The sequence below is a fragment of the Pseudomonas sp. PDM24 genome (assembly GCF_019218905.1).
Taxonomy (GTDB): Bacteria; Pseudomonadota; Gammaproteobacteria; order Pseudomonadales; family Pseudomonadaceae; genus Aquipseudomonas.
Genome location: NZ_JAHUWR010000001.1, coordinates 1,478,029 through 1,504,270, shown reverse-complemented (window position 1 = coordinate 1,504,270; position 26,242 = coordinate 1,478,029). Strand labels below are relative to the sequence as shown.

The following is a 26,242-nucleotide window of genomic DNA, read 5'->3' as shown; positions in this document are numbered from 1 at the left end:
GTCCCACCCCGTGCATACCCGGGCAAATCACTAAGCCAGTACTTTCCAGCCCAGTTGCTCACGAGCCTCTTGCAGGTCGGATTGCAGATCGTGATCCCACAACCAGTCGAAACGCTCTGCCAGGGTTTTGCCCAGCAGCTGCTCGTTATCGGCTACCGCCGGATCACGCAGTTCATAGAGCTCGCCGGCTTCCCAGGAGGTGCGTTGCACACGACAGGCGCGTGGACGACGGATCGCGTCATAGACCTCAAGCACCGCTTGCGGCCGACTCGCCAGAACCTGTGGGTCTGCCAGCAGTCGGGCCAAAAGCCAGGCATCTTCCAACCCCTGCCCTGCGCCGGCGCCCTGGTGCGGCAACATGGCGTGGGCCGCATCGCCGATCAGACCTACGCGGCCGTGCACGTAGCCCGGCAGCTCTTCGATTTCGTGCAGAGCCCAAAGGGTCGGCGCTGGAATGCACTCGAGCAGCACCCGTGCGGCATCGCCCCAGTCGGCGAAGGCCGCAAGCATTTCTTCCTGGCTGGCATTACGAACCCATGGGGAATCGCTCGGCCAGGAGGGGTCAGGCTGACTGCGATCGGAAATGAACGCCACGACGTTGATCAGCCGGCCTTGTTTAACCGGGAATGTGAGGATGTGTGCGTCGAGCCCCAGATACATCTGCGGGACGTCGACCAAGTGTTCATCTACACCTCGAGTACGGTAGGCAGCGCGCAACTGTTCGCTGTCGATCATCCCGCGGTAAGCACAAGTACCACTGAAGCGCGGCGTAGCCAGGGGCTGTCCGAGGCCTTGAAGAACATGATCACGAATCGAAGACTTGATACCGTCAGCAGCGATCAACAGGTCACAGCGGTGCTCGCTGCCATCGGTGAACAATACGCGGGCCTGTTCGGCATCCTGCTCCACGCTCACCGCGCGCTTGCCGAATTGGGCGATTCCCTCTGGTAACTGGCTGGCCAACGCGTCGAGAAAATCCGCACGATGCACTGAAGACTGCCCTACCCCTTCAGCCAGGCTTGCGCCGAGGTAACCGGCATCCTCGCCGCGGCGCCATTCGAACCAAATATCCTGCCAGGGATCAAGCGTGCGGTCGGCGATCTGCCGGTAGGGTTCGGCAATACCCAGGCCGGCGATAGCACGAACGGCGTTGGCGCCGAAGGAAACACCTGCACCGACCTCGCCAAAGGCGGGGGCCGATTCGAACAACTGCACGCTGAGATGGGAGTGGCGGCACAGATCCAGTGCCAACGCCACCCCGGCGATACCACCGCCGACAATACCGATGTGCAAAGTAGATTGAGAGGTTTGCATAGCAAGGTACCCATGAGGCTGATTGTTATTGGAGTAACTGAATCATCGCCATCTGAGCGCTATTGATAAATACCGTAACTCTCATACTCAACATTACGAATGTGAATATTGTTCGCCGAAAAATGCTGCTTGAGCGCAACGCCCTTCACCTGGAACGGATCCAGGTGAAGGGCATTGCACTCATGGTTCAGCCAGGGTGGATCGTGCCGAACAATACATTCGGCAAATGGGTTTAACGGGATGCGAGAACACCATTCAACTTCGCCACTTGCGTAGCCAATGCGTCCATCAGATCTGGCGACAAGCAGTCATAAGGTTCCAAACCGAGCGCGCGCAGTTTTTCGCGAATCTCCTTCATGTCCTCCGGCGGAGTGCCGGTTTCGATGAGCGACGAAACGAAGGCTGCAAAGCCCGGTGCAGCCCACCCTTTTTGCGGAGAAAGCTCGGTATGCACGAAGTCCAGGCCGTAGAACGCATGGTCTTTATTTTCGATGCGGCCGAACATATGCGCATGGCACTCTTTGCAAGCATGTCGTTGAATAGTGGCGCGCTCGTCAACAATGACCAGCTTCTCAGCGTTCGCGATGACGCTGACTTTATCGCGAGGAACAACCGCTACGACCGCGAATTTCGCACCTGCGGGTTTCCAGCACTTGCTGCAGCCACAGGCATGATTGTGCAGAGTCTGAGCGTCAATCCTGATTTCAACCTTGTCGGTCGGACACAGGCATTGCAGGGTACCGCCAGAGAAATTTGCAGCGCTTGGCGCTATGCCGTTATCCAGTGAAGGATGAAGCTTCAAATTGCTCACGATAAACCTCCAGTATCAGGGAGTATTCGAACTGGATCTGGAGCCTGAGCTCCAGGGCGCGGATCAGTATTTGATAGTGCCTTCATGCATCAGATCGAAGGCCTCATTAATACGTTCAAGTAGTATGGTATGAGTGACGAAGGGAGCCAGATCGATTTCGCGCGTTCTGGATCAGAAAGACCAGAATGGCTATTGCCCCTACCAGCCCCGGTATAGCGAAGATGAGAAAACTCGCCTGCAGCGGTAACGATGAGGCATGCAGTGCGCCGCCCAGCAGAGGACCAATGATGGCACCGGTGCGCCCTACCCCCATCGCCCAACCGAGGCCTGTAGCCCGGATCTGCGGCGGGTAATATTGCACGGTGCAAGCGTTGGCCAGGATCTGTGTGCCAATGGTGCACGCACCGGCAACGGCGATGAGCAAATAGAGCACAGGTAAAGGGGCCTTGAGTGCGAGCAGGCTCAGGGCCAAAGCACCGCAGCTGAAGAAGACGAACAAGACCTTGGCGATGCCTATTCGATCACCCAGCCACCCGCCGGCCACCGCGCCGATAATCGCACCAAGATTCAGCGCCACCAGAAACGCCAGGCTCGAGTTCAAGCCGTAACCAGCGGCGCTCATGAGTTTCGGCAACCAGGAACTCAATGCATAAACCATCAGCAGGCAACAGAAAAACGCCAGCCATAGCATGAAGGTGCTCAACTTGCGCCCCTCTTGGAACAACTGCGCAATCGACGCGTTTGTGCCTTTAGCGACTGTGTGATTCAACTGATCGGTTGCGCTGGGCACATAACTCGGTACGGCCTGCGTCAGTAATATCCGGGCCTTGATCGTCTGACCCGTTCGTAGAAGGAAATCCATCGATTCAGGCAACTGCCGTATCAAAAATGGCAACGCCAACAGTGGGATCAAGGCCACATAGAACACCGCTTGCCATCCCCACTGAGGAATCAACACCATGCCCAAACCCGCAGACAGCATCCCTCCTAGCGAGTAGCCACTGAACATGAGGGCGACCAAGGTGCTGCGGGATTTCCTGGGTGCGTACTCGTTCATCAACGCGACAACGTTCGGCATGACCCCGCCAATCCCCAGACCGGCAACAAACCGGCACAACGCAAAAGCCTCCGGGCTCTGCGCCAAGCCGTTGATCGCGGTGACACCACTGAAAAGAGTTACGCACATCATGATGGTTTTACGTCTGCCTATCCGGTCCGACAATGATCCGAAAAACAGCGCGCCCAACATCATTCCCACCAGCGCACAACTACCCAGCGCTCCCGCCTGTAATGAGCTCAGCCCCCACTCGGCCATCAGTGAGGGCAACACAACCCCATAGATGACCAGGTCATAGCCGTCGAAGATGATGATGAGTGCGCACCAGAACAGTACGCGCGCATGGAAGGCGTTGAAACGTGCCCCGTCAATCAGGGCTGATACATCGATCGTACGCATGGCATCGCTCTTTTTGTCATTGTTATAGAGCCGGAGGTTCAGATGCCTCCGGGAGTTGCGCAGTGCCCAACTCGCTGGCCGACGTGCTTGAGGATTGGGCATTGAAGCGATCATGGCCAAGGCATCAACCGTGATAAATGCAGTGATCCGAATACCTATTATTTCGAACGTGAATAAAGATCGGACACGAGCAAAAGCCAAGCGACCCTTACAATGGACGCGACGGTTTAGCACTTGATAGGCTTGTGATTCTTGCAGCGGCCATTTCAGAGCGGTGCAGACCCAACGACGGGCAACGGTTTATTGCTCTGGTATGAGCCAACCTGCACGAGGCGTTATGGAATTACGTGAGCTGGATCTCAATCTGCTTTTGGTGTTCAACCAACTGCTGATCGACCGCAGGGTTTCGACTGCGGCGGATAATCTTGAGCTGACCCAGCCCGCGGTCAGCAACGCGCTAAAGCGGTTGCGTAGCGCCTTGAACGACGAACTTTTCGTACGCACCTACCAGGGAATGGAGCCCACGCCTTACGCCCGGCAGCTGGCTGAGCCGATTGCGCAAGCCATTCAAACATTGCGCGATGCACTTAGCCGGCAGGACACGTTTGACCCGCTTAATAGCAATCGAAGATTCACCATGGCCATGACGGATATTGGTGAAATCTACTTCATGCCGCGGCTGATGGATGCGCTGGCTGAACGCGCTCCGGGTTGCTCGATCAGTACGCTGCGCAACAACACCGATACCCTGGCCGAAGGGCTGCAGAACGGTGCTATCGACCTGGCCGTCGGGTTACTTCCTCACCTTCAAGCCGGTTTTTTCAAGCAGCGCTTGTTCCACCATCGCTACGTCTGCATGTGCCGCAAAGGCCATCCTGCCACCCGGGAACCGTTGACGCTTGAGCGTTTTTGCAGCTATGACCACGTTCGTGTTGTAGCGGCGAACACAGGACACGGCGAAGTTGATACGTTTCTCGCACGTGCGGGCATCGAGCGAAATATCCGTTTGGAGGTTCCGCATTTCGTCGCGATAGGCCACATACTTCAACGTACGGACTTGCTGGCAACTGTGCCTGAACGATTCGCCACCAGTTGCGAACAACCCTTCGGACTCGCCGTTCTACCGCCGCCCCTGGAGTTGCCGAAAATCGAGATCAATCTGTTCTGGCATACCCGATACAACAAGGATCCGGCCAATCGCTGGTTACGCCAGCTCATGTTTGAGCTGTTCTCCGATTGAATATCAAGGTCGACCCGCAGGAACCGAGTTCCAGGTTTGATTTGATTGAATGAAGAAGCCGCCTTCCTGAAGGCGGTTTTTTTTGCGACGAGCCTAAGCGAACCTGAAAAATCGCCTTCGCGAGCCCGCTCCCACAGGGCATCACTCGCCACCTAAGCAAACGTCAACAGAACGTTACTTTTCCGAAACGCCTCAAAAAACCACGTAACCGTTAATCAGTTAGTCCGGTTTTTTGACGCTCCGCCGATACGCGGTAACAACTTTTGCCCTCCGCTGGGTCATAACACGGTAGCTGTCGATGGAATATTGGCATCTTTCGAGGTTTTCGCCTGATACGGAGATAAGCTCATGATTTTCAATGTACAAAATTTTGGCGCCAAAGGAGATGGCATCACTGACGACACGGCGGCGATTCAAAGTGCAATTGATGCGGCGGCCGCTGCAGGCGGTGGGCAGGTGTATATGCCGACCGGAACTTATATCGTTTCGGGAGGTGAGGAACCCTCCGACGGTTGCCTGATGCTCAAGAGCAACGTCTACCTGTACGGCGACGGCATGGGCGCAACCACCGTCAAGGTGGCTGACGGTTCCGACACCAAGATCACGGGGGTCATCCGCTCCGCCTATGGCGAGGAAACCCACGACTTCGGCGTCAGCAACCTCACCATCGACGGCAACCGTGACAGCACCACGGGCAAGATCGACGGTTGGTTCAACGGTTACATTCCTGGCGAAGTAGGCTACGACTCCAACGTCACCCTCGACAGCGTCGAGATCAAGGATTGCTCCGGGTACGGTTTCGACCCCCACGAGCAGACCGTCAACATGGTCATCAAGAACAGCGTGTCCCACGGCAACGGCCTGGACGGCTTCGTGGCTGACTTCCTCAGCTATAGCACCTTCGAAAACAACATCGCCTACGACAACGACCGCCACGGTTTCAACATCGTCACCAGCACCCACGATTTCACACTCACCAATAACGTCGCCTACGACAACGGCGGCAATGGCATCGTGATCCAGCGCGGCAGCGAGGACATCCCCTCCCCCAGCAACATCACCATCACCGGTGGCGAGGTGTACGGCAACGGCGCCGAAGGGGTGCTGATCAAAATGTCCAGCGAGGTGACGGTCAGCGGCGTCGACATTCACGACAACACTAGCGCCGGGATACGCATCTACGGCAGTAACCACGTCGAGATCATCGACAACACGCTCAACAACAACTCCCTGGGCAGCCCCGTACCGGAGATCATTATCCAGTCCTACAACGACACCCTGGGCGTGTCCGGCAAGTACTTCAACGGCAGCGATAACACCATCCAGGGCAACATCATCATCGGCAGCGACCTGTCGACCTACGGCGTCGCCGAACGCAACGAAGACGGCACTGATCGCAACGCCATCATCGGCAACACCATCAGCCACACCAGCAACGGTGCCACGCTGATCTATGGCGACGGCAGCTACGTCAGCGCCACGGTGCCGATGACCACCGTGCAAGGTACGGCTGGCAACGACACCCTGCTGGGCAGTGCCGCCAGCGAGATTTTCTACGGCGTTGCCGGCAACGACACCATCAATGGCGGTGCCGGTGGCGACATTCTGGTGGGTGGTGCAGGTATCGACAAACTCACCGGCGGTACGGGCGCCGATACGTTCCGTTTCGTCGCTCAGTCCGACAGTTACCGCAACGCAACCACAAGCTTCGATGACACCATCACCGACTTCGATGTCACCCAGGACACGATCGACCTCGCCGGCCTCGGTTTCACCGGTCTTGGCGATGGCCATGGCGGCACCCTGCAGGTCAGCTACAGCGCCAGCAGCGACCGCACCTACATCAAGGACTACGATGCCGACGCCAGCGGCAATCGCTTCGAGTTGATTCTCTCAGGCAACCTCGCCAGCACCCTCACCGCCAGCAATTTCATCTTCAATCGCGTGATCACCGGCACCAGCGGCAGCGATTCGCTGCTGGGTAGCGATTCTGCCGACACCCTCCTCGGCCTGGCGGGCAACGACAACCTCAGTGGCGGTGCGGGCGACGATAAGCTCGACGGCGGCGCCGGCATGGACACCCTCACCGGTGGCGCTGGAGCGGACATCTTTGTGTTCTCCAATCGCCTGGACAGTTACCGCAACTACAACACTGGCGGCGCCAACCTTGGCGACCTGATCACCGACTTCGATACCACCGCCGACAAAATCGACCTCTCGGCCATGGGTTTCACCGGCCTGGGGGATGGCAAGAACAACACCGTGTACGTGGTGCTCAACAGTGCCGGCACCAAGACTTACATCAAGTCCCTGACCGCCGACGCCAATGGCAACCGCTTCGAAGTGGCTTTGGACGGCAACTACCTCAACACGCTGACCAGCGCCAATTTCGTGTTTGCCACTTCGCCAACGGTCAACCATGCTCCGGTGGTGGCAACGGCGTTGCTGGATCAGAACGCGACCGAAAACACCCCGTTCAGCTACGCGGTGCCGGCCACCAGTTTTACCGATCCGGATAACGACAGCCTCAGCTACACCGCGACCCTGGCCGATGGCAGCGCCCTGCCCGCATGGCTGGGCTTCAACGCCACCAACCTGACCTTCACCGGCACGCCAACCAGCACCGCGTCCGGCAGTTACAACGTGCTGGTCAAAGCCACGGACCCGGCCGGTGCATCGGTCAGCGATAGCTTCGCCCTGGTCGTGGCCGATGCCCCCGCCAACACCATCACCGGCACCAACAACGCCGAAACCCTCAACGGCACGGCGGGTGCGGACCTGATCCTCGGCCTCGGAGGAAACGACACAATCAAGGCCGGCACCGGCGCGGACATCGTCGATGGCGGCGCCGGACGCGATTCGCTGTACGGCGGCGACGGTGCCGACACTTTCCGCTATACCAACGTGCTCGACAGCTACCGCGACTACGACACCGGCGGTGTCACGGTCACCGACACGATTTATGACTTCACCATAGGCGTCGACAAGATCGATGTTTCGGGCCCGGGCTTTGTAGGCCTCGGCGATGGCCGCAATGGCACGTTGTACATCACCCTCAACGCGGCCGGCGACAAGACCTACATCAAGTCCGCCGTAGCGGATGCCGATGGCAATCGTTTTGAAATCGCCCTCAACGGCAACTACCTCAACACCCTGACCGCCAGCGACTTCGTGTTCGGCGAGAGCGTCCAGCAGGACATCCTCTACCTGCCCACCCTCGGCCAATCCAATGCGCGCCTGCTGCGCATGACGGAGGACGACAATCAGTCCGGCACCTCGATGCTGGTCAACGATCTGGACCGCTATACCCCCTATGACGTGCGCAGCCAATTCACCGATGCCAATGGCAACGGTATCGACATCGCGGTGGGCGGCAGCACGGTTACAGGCTTGTCGACCCTCAGCGCCGAGGAACTCAAGTTGTGCTGGTGGCTGACCGACACCAACCAACCCGGGGCTGCGCTGTTGCGCGCCGTGACGCTGCTGCGCGACCAGCTCACCGAACTGCAATCGATCGATAACGTCACCATGGGCATCATTTGGGGCCAGGGTGAGGAAGCCGCCCAGGAGATTGCCCGCGCCACGGACAAAGCAGCGGCAGCAGCGGCCTACAAGGCCGCGACCCTGAAGGTGTTTGATTACCTGCATGCCCAGTTCGGCAACTTCAGCGTGTACTTGATGGAAACCGGTCACTACGAACAGGACGCGGCGCGTGCCCGTGGTTATTCGGAGGAGAAAATTGCCTCCATCGTCGAGGGGGTTGGCTATGTCCGCGCCGCCCAGGAAGCCATCGCCGCCGAGCGCGCCGACGTCAAGCTGGCGGTGGACTACACCGACCTGCCCTTGCGCCACGAAGTCGATCCGCTGGCATATCCCGACGATGTCTGGCACCTGCACGAGGAGTCCGCGGAGATCGTTGGCCAGCGCCTGGCCGACTACATTGCCGATGACCTTGGCTTGCAAGGCAATCCCAACGACAACAACAGCGTGCAGGACATTTTCGACAACGCTCAGAACATGATTTCCGGTACCGACCAGGCGGATACCCTGGTGGGCAGTTCGGGCAACGACACACTGGATGGCAAACTGGGCGCCGACACCATGACCGGTGGTGATGGCAACGACGTCTATGTGGTCGATAACGCGTCCGACCGCGCGGTGGAAACCAACACCTCGACCTCGCAGATCGATACGGTGCAGGCCTCGGTCAGCTGGACCCTGGGTGCCAACCTCGAGAACCTGGTGCTCACCGGTGTATCGGCCATCAACGGCACCGGCAATGAGCGGCTCAACTTCATCACCGGCAATGCCGCCAATAACGTGCTTAATGGTGCCGCAGGGGACGACAGCATGAGCGGCGGCGATGGCAACGACACCTACTATGTCGATAACGCCAACGACACCGTGATCGAGATCAACAGCAATGCGGTGCCTGGAGGGATCGACAGTGTGCACAGCAGCTTGGCGGCCTATACCCTCAGCAACAACGTCGAGCATCTGTATATCGATAGCACTGGCGCCGCCAATGGCACGGGCAACGCGCTGGACAACACACTGTTCGCCGGAGCCGGCAACAACGTGCTGGACGGGCGCGATGGCAATGACACGGTGTCCTTTGAACGCGCCTTGTCCGGCGTTACCGTAAACCTCTCGACGTCAGCGCAACAAAACACCGTGAGTTCCGGACTCGACACCTTGAAATTCTTCGAAAACCTGACGGGAAGCGCCTACGCCGACAGTCTGTCGGGCAACAGCGCTGCGAACGTTCTGAACGGTGGTGCGGGCAACGATGCGCTGGTGGGCGGTTCGGGCAACGACCGGCTAATCGGCGGTGCAGGCACCGACAACCTCACCGCTGGCACTGGCGCGGATACCTACGCGTTTGGTGCGCTGTCGGACATGGGCATCGGGGCTTTGCGCGATGTGATCAACGGATTCAAGAGCACAGAGAGCGATCTTCTGGATTTCACCGGCCTGGACGCCAACCCGCTGACCACCGCTGTCGACGCCTTCACCTTCGTCGGCAGCAATGCCTTTGACCCTGCCGACGCCACCGGCCAACTGCGCTTTGCCGACGGCATTCTTTACGGCAGTGTCGATGCCGACGCCATTCCGGAGTTCGAAATCCAACTGGTGGGTGTCCAGGAGCTGCACGCCAGCGATTTCACAGCCTTGGGTTAGGCTCACATCCCCGGGAGCGGGACCTGCCCGCTCCCAAAGGGATTTGCAGTCCGAGACAGATCTATTCCTGCCCCACGGTAACCACCTTCCAACTGTCATCTGGATCAAAGCGCTTCATCGACTGCGCCAACTTGTCACCACCGGGTCCCAAGTCTTTTTCGAACACCTGCCCTTCATGACTGATCATGAAACTCATCACCCCGGTGTCCGCGTATTTCGCCGGCCAGGCGATCAGTGCAAAACCACGGCTCATCTCGTCACCGATGAGGTAGCTGTAGGCGCCGCCCGGTGCCGAAGGACCTTGGCCATCAAGGATGCGAAAGTGATAGCCCTGCCAGTCTTCGCCGGCAATGGTTTTGCCGAACAAAGGCCCCAACGGGCTGATCTGACCGCTATCGTCGTCCTCCCAATAAAGTCCGTCGTGCTTGCCGGCGGTGCTGAAGATTTTTTGCGCGTAGGCGAGCGCGCCGTCACCGTCACGATCCACGGATGCATATTCCATCTGGACGTCGTGATAAGTCAGCACTGATTGCAACGCGGCGAGTTCGTTGCGGCCAATTCGACGTGCACGGACTTCGGCGCTGCCGGCGTCGATGTCGAAGCGCCAACCGTTCGCGGCTTTTATCATGGGGATAGGCAGTGTCCAGTGGTCACTGCCAACCGACAGGACCGCCTTGCTATCGCTGGTTTTTTCAATGGCGTGTTGCTCGCGATACTGCTTCAAAAACGCATCCACATCACTGCGCTGCACGCCTTCGCGCGGGATGAAACTGCGCCATTCATTACCCAGCAACTCTGCCAAGCGTGCCTGATCGGCATGTTCCGTACCCAGCGCTTCGACGAATGCCTGGGCGGCCATTTCCGGGGTTGGAAATGCCTGCTGTGCCGTAACCATGCACGACCACGTCAAGCCGGCAGCGATCGCCATGACATGAAGGCGCAAGCCCATGAGAGCCTTCACTCGAGCATTGTTTTTCAACGACGGCCCCCCCTTTGACGCGCTGGTGGACTGGATGGCCGACTGACCTGATGGCCGGCTGGACGCGAGGCATTGGGGCGCCGGGCGGATGCCTGGCTGGCCTGGCCACGACTGGCTTGTGCGTTGGCTTGGGTCGGCGAGCGCACGCCGGCGAATGCATTGTTGCGCGCACTGCCCGCACTGCCGGTACTGGCAGCCGGCCGTTTTTGCGCCGTCTGGCGCCCTTGCAAATCGCCCTGCCCGCGCTGATTTACCTGAGCGGTCTGTTTCCTGGGAGGCTGACTCTCCCGAGTAGTTCTGGCTGTGCCCTGGCTCCTGTCAGACGCTTTCGGTCTGTCGGTACCGGCTTGCATCCGATTGCCGGGCGCGGTTGCGGACTGGGCTTTGCGCGCCGAATCACGGGCTTCGCGGTTGCTGGTGGCAGGTCGCTCGATACCGTGCTTGTCCATTGAACCTCGGGCTTTTTCACGAGCCTGGGCTCGCTGAGCATCGTCCCCTCGATAGGCTTCACGCTGACGGGCACCGTCCAGTTGTCGACCGTACTGTTCGCGGCTCTTACTGTCACGGTAGGGAACGCCATCGCGATGAACAGCGTTGTGCTGCCATTTGTTCTGATTCCGAGTGATCTGGTTGTTGCGATTGATGTTGTTGTAGCGGTCGACGTCAATGTCGATGTCGTTGTTGCCCCAGTCACATTCACCCCATAACGAGCCGATGATAGCCACACCGGTACCAAAGGCCAGCCCGGCCATCAATGCCGAACCGGGGTAATAGGCCGGCGGCGGTGGATAGTACACGGGAGGCGATGCCGGATAAGGCCAGGTGCCGTAGGTTGTTGTCGGGTTATAACTGGGTACGTAAACCACCTGCGGATCGGAGGGCTGAATGATGATCGTGGAGGTGCTGCTGGCCGGAGCCGAAGCCGGAGCTGCCGGTGCCGGTGCCGGTGCCGCAGCCGCCTGCACCGTCACGTTCTGATATTGATTGCTCTGCAGGTTGCCTGCTGCCTGGGCCTGATGACGCAAGCGTTGCACACCCCCCATGACATCGTCGGGCTGCGCCAGGAAGGCATCACCCAGGCGTTGCACCCAGACGGGATCCTGTCCCAGCGTTACCATGACTTGAGGGAAAGCAACCAGCGCCTGCACGCTCGGATCCCAGGGCTGGTTGGCCACTTGTTTGACCGCATCATCGCCTTTGGCGTCCGGGTGTGCTTTAGACCAGGTGACCGCTTCGGCGATTTCCCCGGGGTACGTGGTGGCCATCAGCACCTGGGCCAGCAGTGGGTCCGGGTAAAGCGCAATAGGAGCCAGCATTTGATCCAGCTGCTCCTGGGTAAACACGGCATCTTTGGCCGCCGCGGTGACGGGCACTGTATCGACAGTGCTTGTGGTCGCGCTCGCATCCAATGGCTGCGCCAGGCAGGAAGATCCGCTCAAAAACAATACAGCTGACACTGCGTAGAACAATGGAATGCGCATTGCACCCCCTCTGTGGTCAGGCAGGCTTGAGCGCCTTGATCGTTCCGCCCTTCCCTGCACCGTCGCGCCCGTCAAAGACGATACAGATCTTCATGCTCTTGGCTTTCTTCAAGCCTTTAACGCCAGTTCAAGGGGTGATCTGATAGCCCCGTTGCTGCATGCAACTGTTGTAGGCGGAAGCAGTAGCCGCCGGTTCTGCCCGGCGATCCTGGCGACGATCCTGACGTTGCCGAGATCCACCTACAACCGCACCTGCCACCGCCGCATCCTTGGCCTGGTTCTGTCGATATTCCTGTTTAACATCGTCGTCTACCTTGTCATAAAGCTCGTCATGCTGACGACCGCGTGCTCCGGCAACCGCCGCACCGGCTACTGCGCCAGTAGCGGCACCACGGGCACGTCCACCTGATTGAGACGTCGTGCTGGTGCTTGTCGCACTCCCGGCCTGAGCCTGGCATGAGCTGATGTCCTGCTGAATCAATTCGGGGGACTGCCCTTTGAGCGGCGTTACGGTCTCGGCTGAAGCGCAAAGGCAAAATACCGAGACAATCGTAGCCAGACAGGGGGGGATGGATTTCTTCATAAAGCCTCCACTGTTATCAGTGTGCTTTGGATATTTGAGTCTAGTTCAGCGTTTGGCGACTAACCCTGGAACAATGTTCTTAGAGTGGAACTTCTAATTCCTTTTGTACGTGTGCACCCCTCGAATTGGTGCGGTAATTTTTAAGCACTGACTTACACTGCGATACACCCAATGCGAACAAATGACTGTTCAACGGATCAATAGATCCCACAGCAATCCGGGTATCAGGTAATGAATCAACCCAACATGAAAGCGCTCACCTGTCTGTTCGCTGCCAGCGTGTGCGCGGCGACGAGCACCTGTGCAAATGCTTCGCCCATCTTCCACACCAGTTTCGACTGCGCGACGGCAAGGGCTTCCGTCGAAAAGCTTATCTGTCGCGATCCACAACTGATGCAAATGGATATCGAACTGACGCGTCTTTATCGCCTGGCGCTCACGGATGATCATTCAGTACCGCGTCCGGACAAAATCATGATCGACCAGCAGTTCTGGATCGACGCTCGCAATCAGTGTGCCTCCGAGCCTGCACCCAAGATATGCACAATCCGAAGTTATGCCGAGCGCGCGCACCAGCTACGCCAAGGCTCGGCCATTGCGAGAACCAAGGATCCGGACAGACTCACCGAAGGCCCCCTGGCGTTTCGTTGTACAGGGTTAAACGCGCTGATTGCCGCCACTTTCTTTAACACCCAGCCTGGTGTCGTGTACCTGAAATGGGCGAACAGCTCGATCACCCTGAGTCAGGTGCAGAATGATTCAGGAACCCAATACACCGGCAAGGATTCCCAAGGGAACTACAGCTTCTGGCAAGACGGCAACGCGGTGCTTTTCCAGAAGCCAGGCTCAGGGGAAATGAGTTGTATGCTCGAGCCTGTCAGCTGAGACCGTCTCTCACGTACTCGGCGATTTATGCCACGGATAGCCTTTGGCACTGAGTTCAAAGGCGTATTTGAACAAGCGCTTCATGTACTCGCCATCGAATTTATGGAGGCGAGAAATGCGGAAATCGGAGCCGATGTACGCCAGATTGAAGTCCGCCCCATCCTGCTGGGCAATTCGGTAAATTCGATCCAGATCGCTGATCCCCTGAGTCTGGATCAATGCGCTGATGGCTCGACCGCCGATGCTCAAGGTTCGGCGCTTCGTTCCGGACCATTGCAGTTCCAGTTTGCCGTTGCGAATCACATAGAAATGCCGTTCACGACGCAAACGCGCCCCGGGCACCTGGTTCAGCGCCATCACGGTGCCGGGTGGGTAAAGGAACACCTGCGTCAGGACACCTCCGTCCACGTGCATTTCCTGAAACGGGTGGCCGTCAACGTCCACATCAATCATGACGGGTGAGACGGCACCGGGAATACTCATCGACGCGACCATGATGTTGCGAAACAGCTCGAGCGCTCCCGGTGCCTGGCTGGAGGCAATAGCGCCCATGTTCCAGGTGACCGGGCGCCCTGAATCAAGGTCGGTGGTACCGATCATCAGGAGCCGTCCCTTGGCGTATTCCGAGGCGATCGCCGCAAGAATCTCGGCAGTGACGTGCTGTGCAATGAGCCGCGACAGTGGTTTGCTGTGCGCCATGCCATCGCTGGTAAGACGGGTCAGCAAATTGCGCGCATGGAAAATGTCTTTTGGACCGACTGCATTGCAGATTCGCACAATGACATCGTCGTACTGGGGCCCCAGGTAGGCAAACGGGGCGACCAGGGCGCCAGCGCTTATACCGGTGACGACTTTGAATACAGGTCGAGTCCCATGCCGGGTCCATCCCGCAATGATGCCCCCGGCGAATGTGCCAGCGTCACCGCCACCCGAAACGGCCAGCAAATTTGCCCTCGGCAGGATGTCATTCGGTAGCCCTGCGCGGGCGAGTGCCTCAGCCTCTCGAAGGTTGGCCTGGCTCACATCCCGAATGAACGGCGTCAGGTCCTGGTCCAGCCAGTAGCGAGCATCTGGAATGCCCGGGATCAGCGCTTTTTCCGTTAACGTTGGCGGCACCGCATCACGGCGTTGCAGGCATGCTTGACGCAACATGTTCAGGGTTGAGGCGCCAGGTCTGAGCGGGAATGGTTTCAACACGCCTCCTCCGGCCCCCGCAACTGACAGAGCCCGTCACGCACACTCGACCCCCCCCATGACCAGTCTCAATGGCGAGTGGCCTGAACATCTTTCATGCTAGCGCAAGCAAAGGCAGCCATGGGGTTGGCGGGACGTCCGGTCTGTCCTGCGGCTGATCCTCCCCCCCATGGACGATCATTAGAAACGCCAGCAATCAGCGCAGCTTCAGCGGATCGACCAGTTCAGCGGCGATGGCCATGCCCACCAGGTCCGGCAAGGTATTGGCCTGCATGCGTTTCATCACCCGCGAACGATACAGATCGACGGTTTTCGCACTGACGCCCAGTTGCTCGGCGATCTCGCGGGTGGTGTAACCCTGGACCAGCGGCAGCAAGACATCGCGCTCCCGTGGGGTCAGTGTCAGCAAGCGCGCCTGCAAGGCTTCGTGCCCCTGATTGCCCGAGCGGTTTGCCGCGCAGTTGCTGAGCGCCTGTTGCACGCTGTCCAGCAGCAATTGTTCGTTGTAGGGCTTCTCGATGAAGTCATGGGCGCCCGCCTTGAAGGCGCGAACCACGATCGGCACATCCGCGTGGCCGCTAACGAAAATGATCGGCAGGTTCAGCTCACGTGCGCGCATTTCTTCCTGCACGTTCAAACCGCCCATGCCGGGCATGCGAACATCGAGCAGCACGCAGGCATCAAGACTGGCATCACAGGCATTGAGAAACTCCACGCCACTGGTAAACGGCAAGGCTTTGAGCCCTACCGATTCCAACAACCAGACGGTTGAATCGAGCATGCCTTGGTCATCGTCGACCACATACACCACGTGCTCCGTCACACCTGCCATTACGTTATTCCTGTTGTTGTTTTGTTGGGCCGGCCAGCGGCAAACGGCAGCACATCAGCAACCCGACAGGTTGGCGTCGGGCCTGTAACTCGCCACCAAAACCTTCGATGATGCTGCGGCTCATGGACAAGCCAAGTCCCAGGCCATCGGCCTTGCTGGTATAGAACGGGGTAAAAATCTGCTCCAGTTCAGGCTCGCTGACGCCTGGCCCCTGGTCTTGCACACTGATTTCCACGGTTGTACCAGCGCCCTGCCCCGCAGCCATCACGATCAGCGAGGGTTGCCCCGGATGTTGTTCGCGGTTGGCATCGATGGCATTTCGCAAGAGATTGAGCAGGACCTGCTCCAGCAGCACTCGGTCGGCATAAATCGGCGGCAGATTATCCGGTAGGCGATCCTCGATTGTCACTTGGCAATTGCTCGCCTCCCAGGCACATAAACGCACGGCCTCGCGGGCGACGTCGGTGAAATTCAAGGCCTGCATCCGGCGTTGCCCCTTGCGCAGAAACGCCCGCAAACGTCTGATCACTTCTGAAGCATGCGTGGCGTGATGGGTAATGCGCTCCAGGCCTTGCGCCACTCGGGCGGCAGCCTGGGGATTGGAATCCAGTGTCTGTAAATAGCGCTGGCTGGCATTGGCGTAATTGACCACCGCCGCCAATGGCTGGTTGATTTCGTGAGCGATGCCCGAGGCCAATTCACCCAAGGTGACCAACCGCGCGGTGTGCGCCAGTTCGTCCTGATGGCGGCGCTGTTGCACTTCACGCAGTTCACGCTCGGTCATGTCCCGCGCCACCAACGAGTAATAGCGCTCGCCGCCGGCCGAACGGTGCGCCAGCAGCACCAGCGATACCGGCACTGAAGTGCCGCCTGCCGGTGGCTGCAATCGCGCATCGGTGCTCCAGACACCGTCGCGCTCGGCACTGCTCCAGCCATCACGCTGCAGGCGTGCCAGGTCGCCGCTGGCGAACAACGTTTTCAGGGCTGGCATCGGTTGTTGTTCGTCGATCCCCAGGATGCGCCGCGCCGCTGGATTGAGGTAAGTGACTTGCCCCTCGGGGTCGATGAACAACACAGGATCGGTGTTGGCCTCGACGACTTCCGCCAGGCGCCGCTTGTTCTCCTCGGCGTGCACCCGGGCGGTAATGTCCCGGGACACGCTGACCACTTCCACCACCGCCCCGGTATAGGTCTCACGAATCGCCCGGCTGGCGGTTTCAAACCACAGGTAATGCCCATCCCGATGGCGAATTCGATACGTCATCGTGTGATAACCGTCCTGCTCCAGGGCATCCCGCGCGCGCTGCACCAGGCTGGCCAGGTCCTGACCATGGAACAAGCCTTGGGCCATTTGCCCGCGCAACTCCTCCGGCCAGTAGCCGAGCAATGTCCAGGACGCCGGCGAGGCATCGAGAAAGCGCCCGTCGGGTGTATGCCTGGAAATCAGGTCGGTGGTGTTTTCAATGATCAGCCGGTACAGCCGTCGTGCCGTGGCCGCTTCACGCTCGGCCAGCACTTGTGCCGTGGCATCGCGACACCGGGCGAGCACACGGTTGTCCTGGGGATCGGGGATAAACGTCCAGATCAGGATCTGCGTTTCGAACTGGGCTTCGACCCCTTCGATGGCGCGTTGCTGGTCCAGGCAGGCGCGTACCAGCACCCGGTGATTCACCGGCAGAAAACCCAGCACATCAGTCAACGGCTTTTCGGCGAGCAGTGCCAACAGCGCGGCATTGAACTCCAGCGGTCGGCCTTGCGCATCGAGCAACAGGCTCGGTTGCGGGTCGTGCCCCAACAGCGGTGAACCGCGCAGCATGCCGTTGACGCTGCTCAGCAACGTCGTCAGCAAGTCCTGCACCCAACCCAGCCAGTCAAGACTCACGCCCTCGCATACTTCCACCAGCAACAAACCCGCCTGCCCCGGTTGCAACGCCAGATCAAACACCTGGCCATGGCTGATAGCGGCCCGGCGCAGTCGGCCGGCCAGCCAACAATCGAGTTGACGTACTTGATCCAGATCCAACCGCCCCGCTTCGGCCAGCCGATCAAACAGCCGCTGATCGCTGGCCAGCGAAGGGTCGCCCAGCCCCGGAGGAAAATGCTGGGCGGCGCCCTCGTGGCTGTAAATCCGCGCATTGGGTTGCCAACTCAGATAAACCGCCCGGCGCACCTCAGGGCAATCCTGCAGCGCACGGCACAACGCATCGGCCCGGGCGGCCAGAGACACACCCTCGCGCTGAAGGCGCAACCAGCTGTGCAATCGAACGGGAGTAAGGGTCATCACAGGTCCGCTTCGTTGGGGAAGCCAAGGATATACCGGCCTTGGCGGTGTCACTGTATTCATTTAGACCTGCAAGAATCAAATATAGTACATATCCTATATGACGTAGGTTGTACTTCCATATCGCTAGCTGAATGTTATATAAAGCAGGCCGGACGTAAAAGGCGACTTCAGCGGCTACGCTGCAAGGTCACCTATAGAGCTAACAATCAGCCACCGAGTACCCGTACATGTCGATCTATGAACAAGGGCTAGGCCCTGCGGCTGTCAACCATATTGCCTTGTCTCCGCTCAGCTTCATCGAGCGCACCGCCAGCGTTTACCCAAACTATCCCGCCGTCATCCATGGCTCGATCCGCCGCACCTGGGCGCAGACCTACACCCGCTGCCGCCGTCTGGCCTCGGCGCTGGCCGGTCGCGGCATCGGCAAGAACGACACGGTGGCGGTGATGTTGCCCAACATTCCCGAGATGCTCGAAGTGCATTTCGGCGTGCCGATGATTGGCGCGGTGCTCAACCCGCTCAACGTGCGTCTGGATGCCGAAGCCATTGCTTTCATGCTGCAGCATGGCGAAGCCAAGGTGCTGATTACCGACCGTGAGTTCCATGATGTGATTCACGCGGCGATCGGCATGCTGGACCACCCGCCATTGGTCATCGACGTTAATGATCTGGAATACGGCGAAGGCCAGGCTGTCAGCGAGCTGGACTATGAAGCGCTGTTGGCCGAAGGCGACCCTGCTTTCGCCTGGCAGTGGCCCGATGATGAATGGCAAGCCATCTCGCTGAATTACACCTCCGGCACCACCGGCAACCCCAAAGGCGTGGTTTACCACCATCGCGGTGCCTACCTGAACTCATTGGGCAACCAGATGACCTGGGCCATGGGTAACCATCCGGTGTACCTCTGGACCTTGCCGATGTTCCATTGCAACGGTTGGTGCTACCCGTGGATCATCACCGCCATGGCCGGTGTGCATGTGTTTCTGCGCCGCGTCGATCCACAGAAAATCCTCACGCTGATCCGCGAGTATCAGGTCACCCATCTGTGCGCTGCGCCGATCGTGCTCAATGCCTTGGTCAACATGCCGGAATCGGCGAAAGCGGCGATCGATCACCCGGTCAACGCCATGGTCGCCGGTGCCGCACCGCCGGCCAAAGTGATCGGCGCCGTGGAAGAAATGGGCATCAAGGTCACTCACGTCTATGGCCTGACCGAAACCTATGGCCCGGTGACGCTCTGCGCCTGGCATGCCGAATGGGATGAGTTGCCGCTGGACGAACGGGCGCAAATCAAATCTCGTCAGGGCGTGCGCTACCCGACGCTCGAAGGCGTGATGGTTGGCGATTCGAAGACGCTGGAGCCGACCCCGCGAGACGGTCAGACCATCGGTGAGATTTTCATGCGTGGCAACACCGTGATGAAGGGCTACCTGAAGAACCCGACCGCCACAGCCGAAGCGTTCGACGGCGGTTGGTTCCACACCGGCGACCTGGCGGTGTGTCATCCGAATGGTTATGTCGAGATCAAGGATCGACTCAAGGACATCATCATTTCCGGCGGTGAGAACATTTCCACCATCGAACTGGAAGGTGTGCTCTATCGCCATCCGGCCGTCATGGAAGCGGCCGTCGTCGCCCGTCCCGATGAGAAGTGGGGCGAAACGCCCTGTGCCTTTATCACATTGAAGGCTGATCACCAGGACGTTCGCGAGGCCGACATCATCAGTTTCTGCCGCGAACACCTGGCCGGTTTCAAAGTCCCGCGCACGGTGATTTTCACCCTGCTGCCGAAGACTTCAACCGGCAAGATCCAGAAGTACGTTTTGCGCGACAGGGCCAAAGCGCTCTAACCCGAACCAACGTTGTACCCGTCAAGCGGCAGGTGCCTTTACCTGCCGTTTCGGGCTCGTGCACGCCGAATTCGGCGCTGCCCTGCCCCTACACACTGATAACAAAAACAATGTGGAGCCACCCATGATCGACATTCATTCAACCGATACCCAACGCTGTGAACGCATTCGGTCCAACCCGAAATTCATTCAATTGGTGAGCAGCCGTTCGCGCCTGGCCTGGTCGCTGAGTGCTGCCGTGCTCGGCACTTACTACGCGTTCATGCTGGTGGTGGCGTTTGCCCCGCAGTGGCTGCATGCACCGCTCGCCGAGCATCGGATGTTGACCCTGGGCATGCCGGTGGGCGCGGCGATCATTATTTTTTCCTGGCTGCTGACCGGTTGGTACGTCTACAGCGCCAACACGCGTTTCGATGCACTGGGTGCCGCCATTCTCGAGGAGAGCAAGTAATGAACCTGCTGCGTAAACTTCTCCTCGCCGCTGCCGGGCTGTTGCCGGCTTCTTTTGTACTGGCTGCGCCCGCGCTGGGTGCGGTGGAAAAACAACCGCTCAACCTGCATGCGATCGGCATGTTCTTCGTCTTCGTACTGGGCACGCTGGCCATCACCTGGTGGGCCGCGCGGCAAACCAGATCCACGTCTGATTTCTACACCGCAGGCGGTGGCATCACCGGGTTCCAGAATGGTCTGGCGATTGCCGGCGACTACATGTCCGCCGCCACGCTGCTGGGGCTGTCCAGCCTGGTGTTCGCCAAGGGCTACGATGGCTTCATCTATACCATCGGCTTCTTTGTTGGCTGGCCGATCATCACCTTCCTGATGGCTGAGCGCTTGCGCAACCTGGGGCGCTACACCTTTGCCGACATCGTGTCCTATCGCCTGGACCAGAACAAAGTGCGGATCTTCGCCGCGTTTGGTTCGTTGACGGTGGTGTGCTGCTACCTGATCGTGCAGATGGTCGGTGCGGGTCAGTTGATCAAGTTGCTGTTTGGCCTCGACTACCCGGTTGCGGTGGTGATCGTCGGCGCGCTGATGCTGGTGTATGTGATTTTCGGCGGCATGATCGCCACCACCTGGGTGCAGATCATCAAGGCTGTGTTGCTGTTGGCTGGCGGCACGACCCTGGCGTTGATGGCCATGTCGCAATTCGGCTTCAGCTACGAAACCCTGGCCAGCAAAGCCGTCGAAGCCCATGCCAGCGGCTGGAACATCATGGGCCCCGGTTCGATGCTCGCCGACCCGATCAACACCGCTTCGATGTCGCTGGGCCTGGTGTTCGGGATTGCCGGCCTGCCGCACATTCTGATGCGTTTCTTCACCGTGCCTAACGCCAAGGAAGCGCGCAAATCGGTGTTCTACGCCACGGGCTTCATCGGTTTCTTCTTCCTTGTTGTCTGCACCCTGGGCTTCGCCGCGATGGTGATCATCGGTACTGACCCGCAGTACTACGTCAATGGCGAAGTCGGCGGCACCTTGATTGGTGGCGGCAACATGGTCGCCATGCACCTGGCCAAAGCGGTCGGTGGCAACCTGTTCTTCGGTTTCCTCTCGGCCGTGGCCTTCGCCACCATCCTTGCGGTGGTTTCCGGGCTGGCCCTGGCCGGTGCTTCGGCGATTTCCCACGACCTCTACGCCACGGTGTTCAAGAAGGGCAAAGCCAGCGAGAAACAGGAAATGCGCGTGACCCGCATGGCCACCGTGGGCCTTGGCATCATCGCGATTCTGCTGGGCATTCTGTTCGAGAAGATGAACGTCGCGTTCCTGGTGGGCCTGACCTTCGGCATCGCCGCGTCGACCAACTTCCCGGTGCTGATCATGGCCATGTACTGGAAAGGCTTGACCACCAAAGGCGCAATCATCGGCGGTTTCGCCGGGCTGATCTGCGCGCTGGTGCTGGTGATCCTCTCACCAGCAGTCTGGGTCACCGTGCTCGGCCATGCGCAGGCGATCTTCCCGTACGACCACCCGGCACTGTTCTCCATGCCGCTGGCGTTCTTCGTGATCGTCGTGGTATCGAAACTCGACCGCAGCGTGCGGGCCGACAAGGAGCGTGACGCTTACGCCGACCAGTTCGTTCGCGCCCAGACCGGCCTCGGTGCCGCCAGCGCTTGCGCTCATTGATTGAAAGGGCACGGCCTGCTCCAGCGGTGCCGTGCCCATCGCACACCCTTTTGAGGTTCACGTTATGCCCGAATTCAACGCCCCGCTGCGCGACATGCGCTTTGTCTTGCATGAAGTGTTCGACGCCCCGGCACTGTGGGCACGCTTGCCGGCCCTGGCCGACAGTGTCGACGCCGCCACCGCTGACGCCATTCTTGAGGAGGCGGCCAAAGTCACCTCGCACCTGATTGCGCCATTGAATCGCAGCGGCGACGAAGAAGGCGCCCAGTGGGTCGATGGCCAGGTGAGCACGCCAATCGGTTTCAAACAGGCTTATGCCACCTACATCGAAGGCGGCTGGGTGGGCCTTTCCGGCAACGCCGATTTTGGCGGCATGGGCATGCCTAAGATGCTCGCCGTGCAGTTCGAAGAAATGCTCTACGGTGCCAACTCCAGCTTCGCCCTGTATTCGGCGTTGAGTTCCGGCGCCTGCCTGGCGCTGGATGCCCACGCCAGCGACACCCTGAAAAACCTCTACCTGCCGCCGATGTACGAAGGCCGCTGGGCCGGTTCCATGTGCCTGACCGAAGCCCACGCCGGCACCGATCTGGGGATTATCCGCACCCGCGCCGAACCCCGGGCCGATGGCAGCTTCAGCATCACCGGCAGCAAGATCTTCATCACCGGTGGCGATCAGGACCTGACCGAAAACATTGTCCATCTGGTGCTGGCCAAACTGCCGGACGCACCTGCAGGGCCCAAAGGCATCTCGCTGTTTGTCGTCCCTAAAGTGCTGGTCAATGCCGACGGTTCACTCGGCGATGCCAACGCTGTGAGTTGCGGCTCCATCGAACACAAGATGGGCATCAAGGCCTCGGCCACCTGCGTGATGAACTTCGACGGCGCCAGCGGCTGGCTGGTCGGCGAAGCCAACAAAGGCCTGGCGGCGATGTTCACCATGATGAACTACGAGCGCTTGTCCATCGGCATTCAGGGCATTGGCTGCGCCGAAGCGTCCTATCAGAGCGCCGTCGCCTATGCACGTGAACGGGTTCAGAGCCGTGCGCCGACCGGTGCCATTGCCCCGGACAAAGTGGCCGATCCGATCATCGTCCACCCCGATGTGCGCCGCATGCTGCTGAGCATGAAAGCCATGACCGAAGGCGGCCGCGCGTTCGCCAGTTATGTCGGCCAGCAACTCGATCTGGCGAAGTTTTCCGATGACGTCCAGGAACGGGACAACGCGCAAACCCTGGTGGCGCTGCTGACGCCGGTGGCCAAGGCGTTCTTCACCGACACCGGCCTGGAAAGCTGCATCAACGGCCAGCAAGTGTTCGGCGGCCATGGCTACATCCGCGAATGGGGCCAGGAACAGTTGGTCCGCGACGTGCGCATTGCGCAGATCTACGAAGGCACCAACGGCATTCAGGCCCTGGACTTGCTTGGACGCAAAGTGCTCGCCGATAAGGGCTCCGCGCTGCGCCAGTTCACCGGTGAGATCCGCCATTTCGCCCTTCAGCCCGACGCGCCCTACTCCGCTCAACTGTTCGATGCCGTGCAGCGTCTGGAAGACCTGAGCGACTGGCTGCAGGACCAGGCCGCGACCAATCGCAACGAAGTCGGCGCCGCGTCGGTGGAGTATTTGCACCTGTTCGGTTACGTCGCCTACGCCTGGCTCTGGGCGCGAATGGCGCAGGTTGCCAAGCAAAAGCTGCCCGAAGACGAAGGGTTTTATGGCGCGAAAATCGCCACCGCCGACTTCTACATTCACCGCTTGCTGCCGCGCATTTTGAGCCTGGAGCAATCCATCCGCGCGGGCAGTGCCTCCCTGTTTGGCCTGAGCGCCGAACAGTTCTAACGATTGAACCGCACGCGGCGCCACGCTCCTCTCTTTTTGGCGTTCGCGTTTTTTATTGATAAGCCCTCGCCCACCTGGCGAGGGCCGCGGGACCTGTCTTTCCATAATAAAAACAAAGGGGCTTCACCATGGACCGCAACACCCGCATCCTCGCTACCCGATTATTGCTGGCCGGCGGCGTCATCAGCCTCTCGGCCCCCGCCGCTGCTGACTTTGTCAAAGACAGCAAGGCCAGCCTGGAGCTGCGCAACTTCTATTTCAATCGAGACTATCGCCAGGACAACGCCGCGCAATCCAAACAAGAGGAATGGGCGCAAGGTTTCCTGCTGCGCTATGAATCGGGATTCACCGACGGTTTGATCGGCGTGGGTGTCGATGCCATTGGCCTGCTCGGCGTCAAGCTCGATTCCAGCCCTGATCGCGCAGGCTCCGGCCTGCTCAAACGTCACCGCGACACGAGCAAAGGTGCACAGGACGAGTACGGCGAACTGGGCCTGACCGCCAAAGTGCGTGCCTCGAAAAGCACGCTGAAACTCGGCACGCTGTTGCCGAAACTGCCGACGGTACTGGCCAACGATTCACGGCTGTTGCCACAAACCTTCAAGGGCGGCCAGTTGACGTCGCTGGAACTCGAAGGCCTGACGGTGGATGCCGGGCGACTGACGCAGGTCAATCAGCGCGACTCCTCGGACTACGAGGACATGGGCATCACCCGCACCGGCGCTAAGGGCATCACCACACGTCATCTCGACAGCGACAGTTTCGATTTCGCCAGCCTGAACTACAAATGGACCAGCAACTTCGCCACCGGCTACAGCTACGGTCACCTCGACAATTTCTACAGCCAGCACCTGGTCAACCTGACCTACGTGTTGCCGGTGACGACGGGGCAGTCGCTGAAGACGGATCTGCGCTTTGCCCGTTCCACGGATGATGGCGGCAGCAATATTGATAACAATGCGATTGGCGCGATGTTCACCTACAGCCTCGGCAGCCATGCGTTGGGCCTGGGTTACCAAGGCATGAGCGGCGACACCGGCTACGCCTACGTCAACGGCACCGATGCGTTCCTGGTGAACTTCGTGCAGATCGGCGACTTCGCCAGCAAGGACGAAAAGTCCTGGCAGGCGCGTTACGACTACAACTTTGCGGCCATTGGCATTCCGGGCCTGACCTTCATGACCCGCTATCTCACCGGTGACAACATCGATCTGGGCGGCAACCGCCCGCAAGGCAAGGAATGGGAACGTGATACCGACATTGGTTATGTGGTGCAGAGCGGGCCGTTGAAGAATGTCGGGGTGAAATGGCGTAACGCGACAGTTCGCTCGACCAACTTTGGCAGCGATCTGGATGAAAACCGCCTGATCGTCAGCTACACCTTGCCGATCTGGTAAGTCAGTTCTGGTTGCACAAGGGGGACTCGCTTGACGGCGCAGTCTCCTTTTTGCTGCTGGATTTGTGCTGTGATGGCGGGCCTCTTCGCGAGCAAGTCGGATCGCCGCACCGCCGCTCCCACACTTGACCGAGTCTCCCATGAGAATGCGGTTAGATGTGGGAGCGGGCTTGCTCGCGAAGGCGGCCTCAAAAACACCAATGATGATTGTAGGTTAAGATGCCTGCAAACCAGGCCCGCCGCGAGACGCCCCGCATGACTGATACCACCCCACGCCTGATCAAGAAGTACCCCAATCGCCGACTGTATGACACCCACACCAGCAGTCATTTGACGCTGGCGGACATACGCCAGTTGGTGGTCGACAAAATTGCTTTTCAGGTGGTCGATGCCAAGAGCGGCGAGGATCTGACGCGCAGCATCTTGCTGCAAGTGATTCTGGAAGCCGAAAGCGGCGGTGAGCCGATCTTCACCAGCGAGATGCTGATGGGGATTATCCAGTTCTACGGCCCTTATCAGGGCGTACTCGGCAGTTACCTGGACAAGAGCATTCAGACCGTAATCGACATCCAGTCCCAGACCGGTGCGCAATCATCCGAGGCCTGGAGCACCTTCATGCATCAGCAAGCGCCGGTGATGCAGGATTTGATGCGTCAGTATGTCGATCAGTCGAAGGCGCTGTACCTGAACACCCAGAACCTGTTCGGCATGTTCGGCGGCAAACCCGGTGCCGATGGCGGAACGAAAAAAAATGGCGATGGGGAATAAACCCATCGCCATTGGTACTGCCGGTCTTAC

Annotated in this window: 18 protein-coding genes and 1 pseudogene; 9 read left to right on the top strand and 10 right to left on the bottom strand. The window is 59.4% G+C overall.

The window, feature by feature from the left end:
* Nucleotides 1-30: 30 nt before the first annotated feature.
* From salA to KW837_RS06755, 3 genes are all read right to left on the bottom strand, one after another.
* Nucleotides 31-1,314, bottom strand: coding sequence for a salicylate 1-monooxygenase (gene salA, locus KW837_RS06765; protein WP_218394980.1), 1,284 nt, complete (start codon nucleotides 1,312-1,314; stop codon nucleotides 31-33).
* Nucleotides 1,315-1,546: 232 nt separating this feature from the next.
* Entirely contained in the window at nucleotides 1,547-2,125 is a 579-nt protein-coding gene (gfa, locus tag KW837_RS06760) for an S-(hydroxymethyl)glutathione synthase (protein WP_192344629.1), read from the bottom strand.
* Between the two features lie 115 nt (nucleotides 2,126-2,240).
* The gene (locus tag KW837_RS06755; RefSeq protein WP_192344630.1) at nucleotides 2,241-3,581 is read right to left on the bottom strand and encodes an MFS transporter; all 1,341 of its coding nucleotides are present in this window, start codon (nucleotides 3,579-3,581) and stop codon (nucleotides 2,241-2,243) included.
* Nucleotides 3,582-3,918: 337 nt separating this feature from the next.
* Between KW837_RS06755 and KW837_RS06750 the strand changes: the two genes are divergently transcribed.
* Together KW837_RS06750 and KW837_RS06745 are read left to right on the top strand one after the other, a co-directional pair.
* The gene (locus KW837_RS06750; RefSeq protein ID WP_192344631.1) at nucleotides 3,919-4,821 is read left to right on the top strand and encodes a LysR family transcriptional regulator; all 903 of its coding nucleotides are present in this window, start codon (nucleotides 3,919-3,921) and stop codon (nucleotides 4,819-4,821) included.
* A 348-nt stretch (nucleotides 4,822-5,169) separates the two neighbouring features.
* The gene (locus KW837_RS06745; RefSeq protein WP_218394979.1) at nucleotides 5,170-10,002 is read left to right on the top strand and encodes a M10 family metallopeptidase C-terminal domain-containing protein; all 4,833 of its coding nucleotides are present in this window, start codon (nucleotides 5,170-5,172) and stop codon (nucleotides 10,000-10,002) included.
* A 61-nt stretch (nucleotides 10,003-10,063) separates the two neighbouring features.
* On the opposite strand, the gene KW837_RS06740 is transcribed toward KW837_RS06745, so the two are convergent.
* The 4 genes and pseudogenes from KW837_RS06740 to KW837_RS06725 all read right to left on the bottom strand — a co-directional run bounded on the left by KW837_RS06740 (nucleotide 10,064) and on the right by KW837_RS06725 (nucleotide 13,045).
* Nucleotides 10,064-10,951: a DUF2950 domain-containing protein gene (locus tag KW837_RS06740; protein ID WP_218394978.1), complete on the bottom strand. Its 888-nt coding sequence runs from the start codon at nucleotides 10,949-10,951 to the stop codon at nucleotides 10,064-10,066.
* A 26-nt stretch (nucleotides 10,952-10,977) separates the two neighbouring features.
* Nucleotides 10,978-12,462: a DUF3300 domain-containing protein gene (locus KW837_RS06735; protein WP_218394977.1), complete on the bottom strand. Its 1,485-nt coding sequence runs from the start codon at nucleotides 12,460-12,462 to the stop codon at nucleotides 10,978-10,980.
* Between the two features lie 28 nt (nucleotides 12,463-12,490).
* Nucleotides 12,491-12,565 (bottom strand): annotated as a pseudogene (locus KW837_RS06730) (hypothetical protein); the annotation flags it as partial.
* A gap of 24 nt (nucleotides 12,566-12,589) precedes the next feature.
* The gene (locus tag KW837_RS06725) at nucleotides 12,590-13,045 is read right to left on the bottom strand and encodes a YMGG-like glycine zipper-containing protein (RefSeq protein ID WP_007900331.1); all 456 of its coding nucleotides are present in this window, start codon (nucleotides 13,043-13,045) and stop codon (nucleotides 12,590-12,592) included.
* A 231-nt stretch (nucleotides 13,046-13,276) separates the two neighbouring features.
* Here KW837_RS06725 and KW837_RS06720 point away from each other — a divergent pair, with 231 nt between their 5' ends.
* A complete protein-coding gene (locus KW837_RS06720) occupies nucleotides 13,277-13,930 on the top strand; it encodes an MliC family protein (protein ID WP_371317108.1) in 654 nt (217 codons plus the stop codon).
* Nucleotides 13,931-13,939: 9 nt separating this feature from the next.
* Here the strand turns inward: KW837_RS06720 and KW837_RS06715 are convergent, their stop codons facing one another.
* The 3 genes from KW837_RS06715 to KW837_RS06705 all read right to left on the bottom strand — a co-directional run bounded on the left by KW837_RS06715 (nucleotide 13,940) and on the right by KW837_RS06705 (nucleotide 18,237).
* The gene (locus tag KW837_RS06715) at nucleotides 13,940-15,082 is read right to left on the bottom strand and encodes a patatin-like phospholipase family protein (protein ID WP_256348543.1); all 1,143 of its coding nucleotides are present in this window, start codon (nucleotides 15,080-15,082) and stop codon (nucleotides 13,940-13,942) included.
* A gap of 238 nt (nucleotides 15,083-15,320) precedes the next feature.
* Nucleotides 15,321-15,956, bottom strand: coding sequence for a response regulator transcription factor (locus tag KW837_RS06710; RefSeq protein ID WP_123494715.1), 636 nt, complete (start codon nucleotides 15,954-15,956; stop codon nucleotides 15,321-15,323).
* 4 nt (nucleotides 15,957-15,960) lie between these two features.
* Nucleotides 15,961-18,237, bottom strand: a complete 2,277-nt coding sequence (locus KW837_RS06705; protein WP_218394976.1) for a PAS domain S-box protein — start codon at nucleotides 18,235-18,237, stop codon at nucleotides 15,961-15,963.
* A gap of 230 nt (nucleotides 18,238-18,467) precedes the next feature.
* On the opposite strand from KW837_RS06705, the gene KW837_RS06700 reads away from it, so the two are divergent.
* The 6 genes from KW837_RS06700 to phaR all read left to right on the top strand — a co-directional run bounded on the left by KW837_RS06700 (nucleotide 18,468) and on the right by phaR (nucleotide 26,212).
* Nucleotides 18,468-20,090 (top strand): acyl-CoA synthetase, encoded by a 1,623-nt coding sequence (locus KW837_RS06700; protein ID WP_218394975.1) that lies wholly within the window; start codon nucleotides 18,468-18,470, stop codon nucleotides 20,088-20,090.
* 124 nt (nucleotides 20,091-20,214) lie between these two features.
* Nucleotides 20,215-20,541 (top strand): DUF485 domain-containing protein, encoded by a 327-nt coding sequence (locus tag KW837_RS06695; protein ID WP_123363997.1) that lies wholly within the window; start codon nucleotides 20,215-20,217, stop codon nucleotides 20,539-20,541.
* Nucleotides 20,541-22,211 (top strand): cation acetate symporter, encoded by a 1,671-nt coding sequence (locus KW837_RS06690; RefSeq protein WP_218394974.1) that lies wholly within the window; start codon nucleotides 20,541-20,543, stop codon nucleotides 22,209-22,211. The genes KW837_RS06695 and KW837_RS06690 overlap by 1 nt, the downstream gene beginning before the upstream one ends.
* 64 nt (nucleotides 22,212-22,275) lie before the next feature.
* On the top strand, nucleotides 22,276-24,048 hold the full coding sequence (locus KW837_RS06685; protein ID WP_218394973.1) for an acyl-CoA dehydrogenase C-terminal domain-containing protein: 1,773 nt from the start codon (nucleotides 22,276-22,278) through the stop codon (nucleotides 24,046-24,048).
* Nucleotides 24,049-24,176: 128 nt separating this feature from the next.
* The gene (locus KW837_RS06680) at nucleotides 24,177-25,445 is read left to right on the top strand and encodes an OprD family porin (protein ID WP_218394972.1); all 1,269 of its coding nucleotides are present in this window, start codon (nucleotides 24,177-24,179) and stop codon (nucleotides 25,443-25,445) included.
* Nucleotides 25,446-25,663: 218 nt separating this feature from the next.
* A complete protein-coding gene (gene phaR, locus KW837_RS06675; protein WP_123359415.1) occupies nucleotides 25,664-26,212 on the top strand; it encodes a polyhydroxyalkanoate synthesis repressor PhaR in 549 nt (182 codons plus the stop codon).
* The last annotated feature ends 30 nt before the right edge of the window (nucleotides 26,213-26,242 follow it).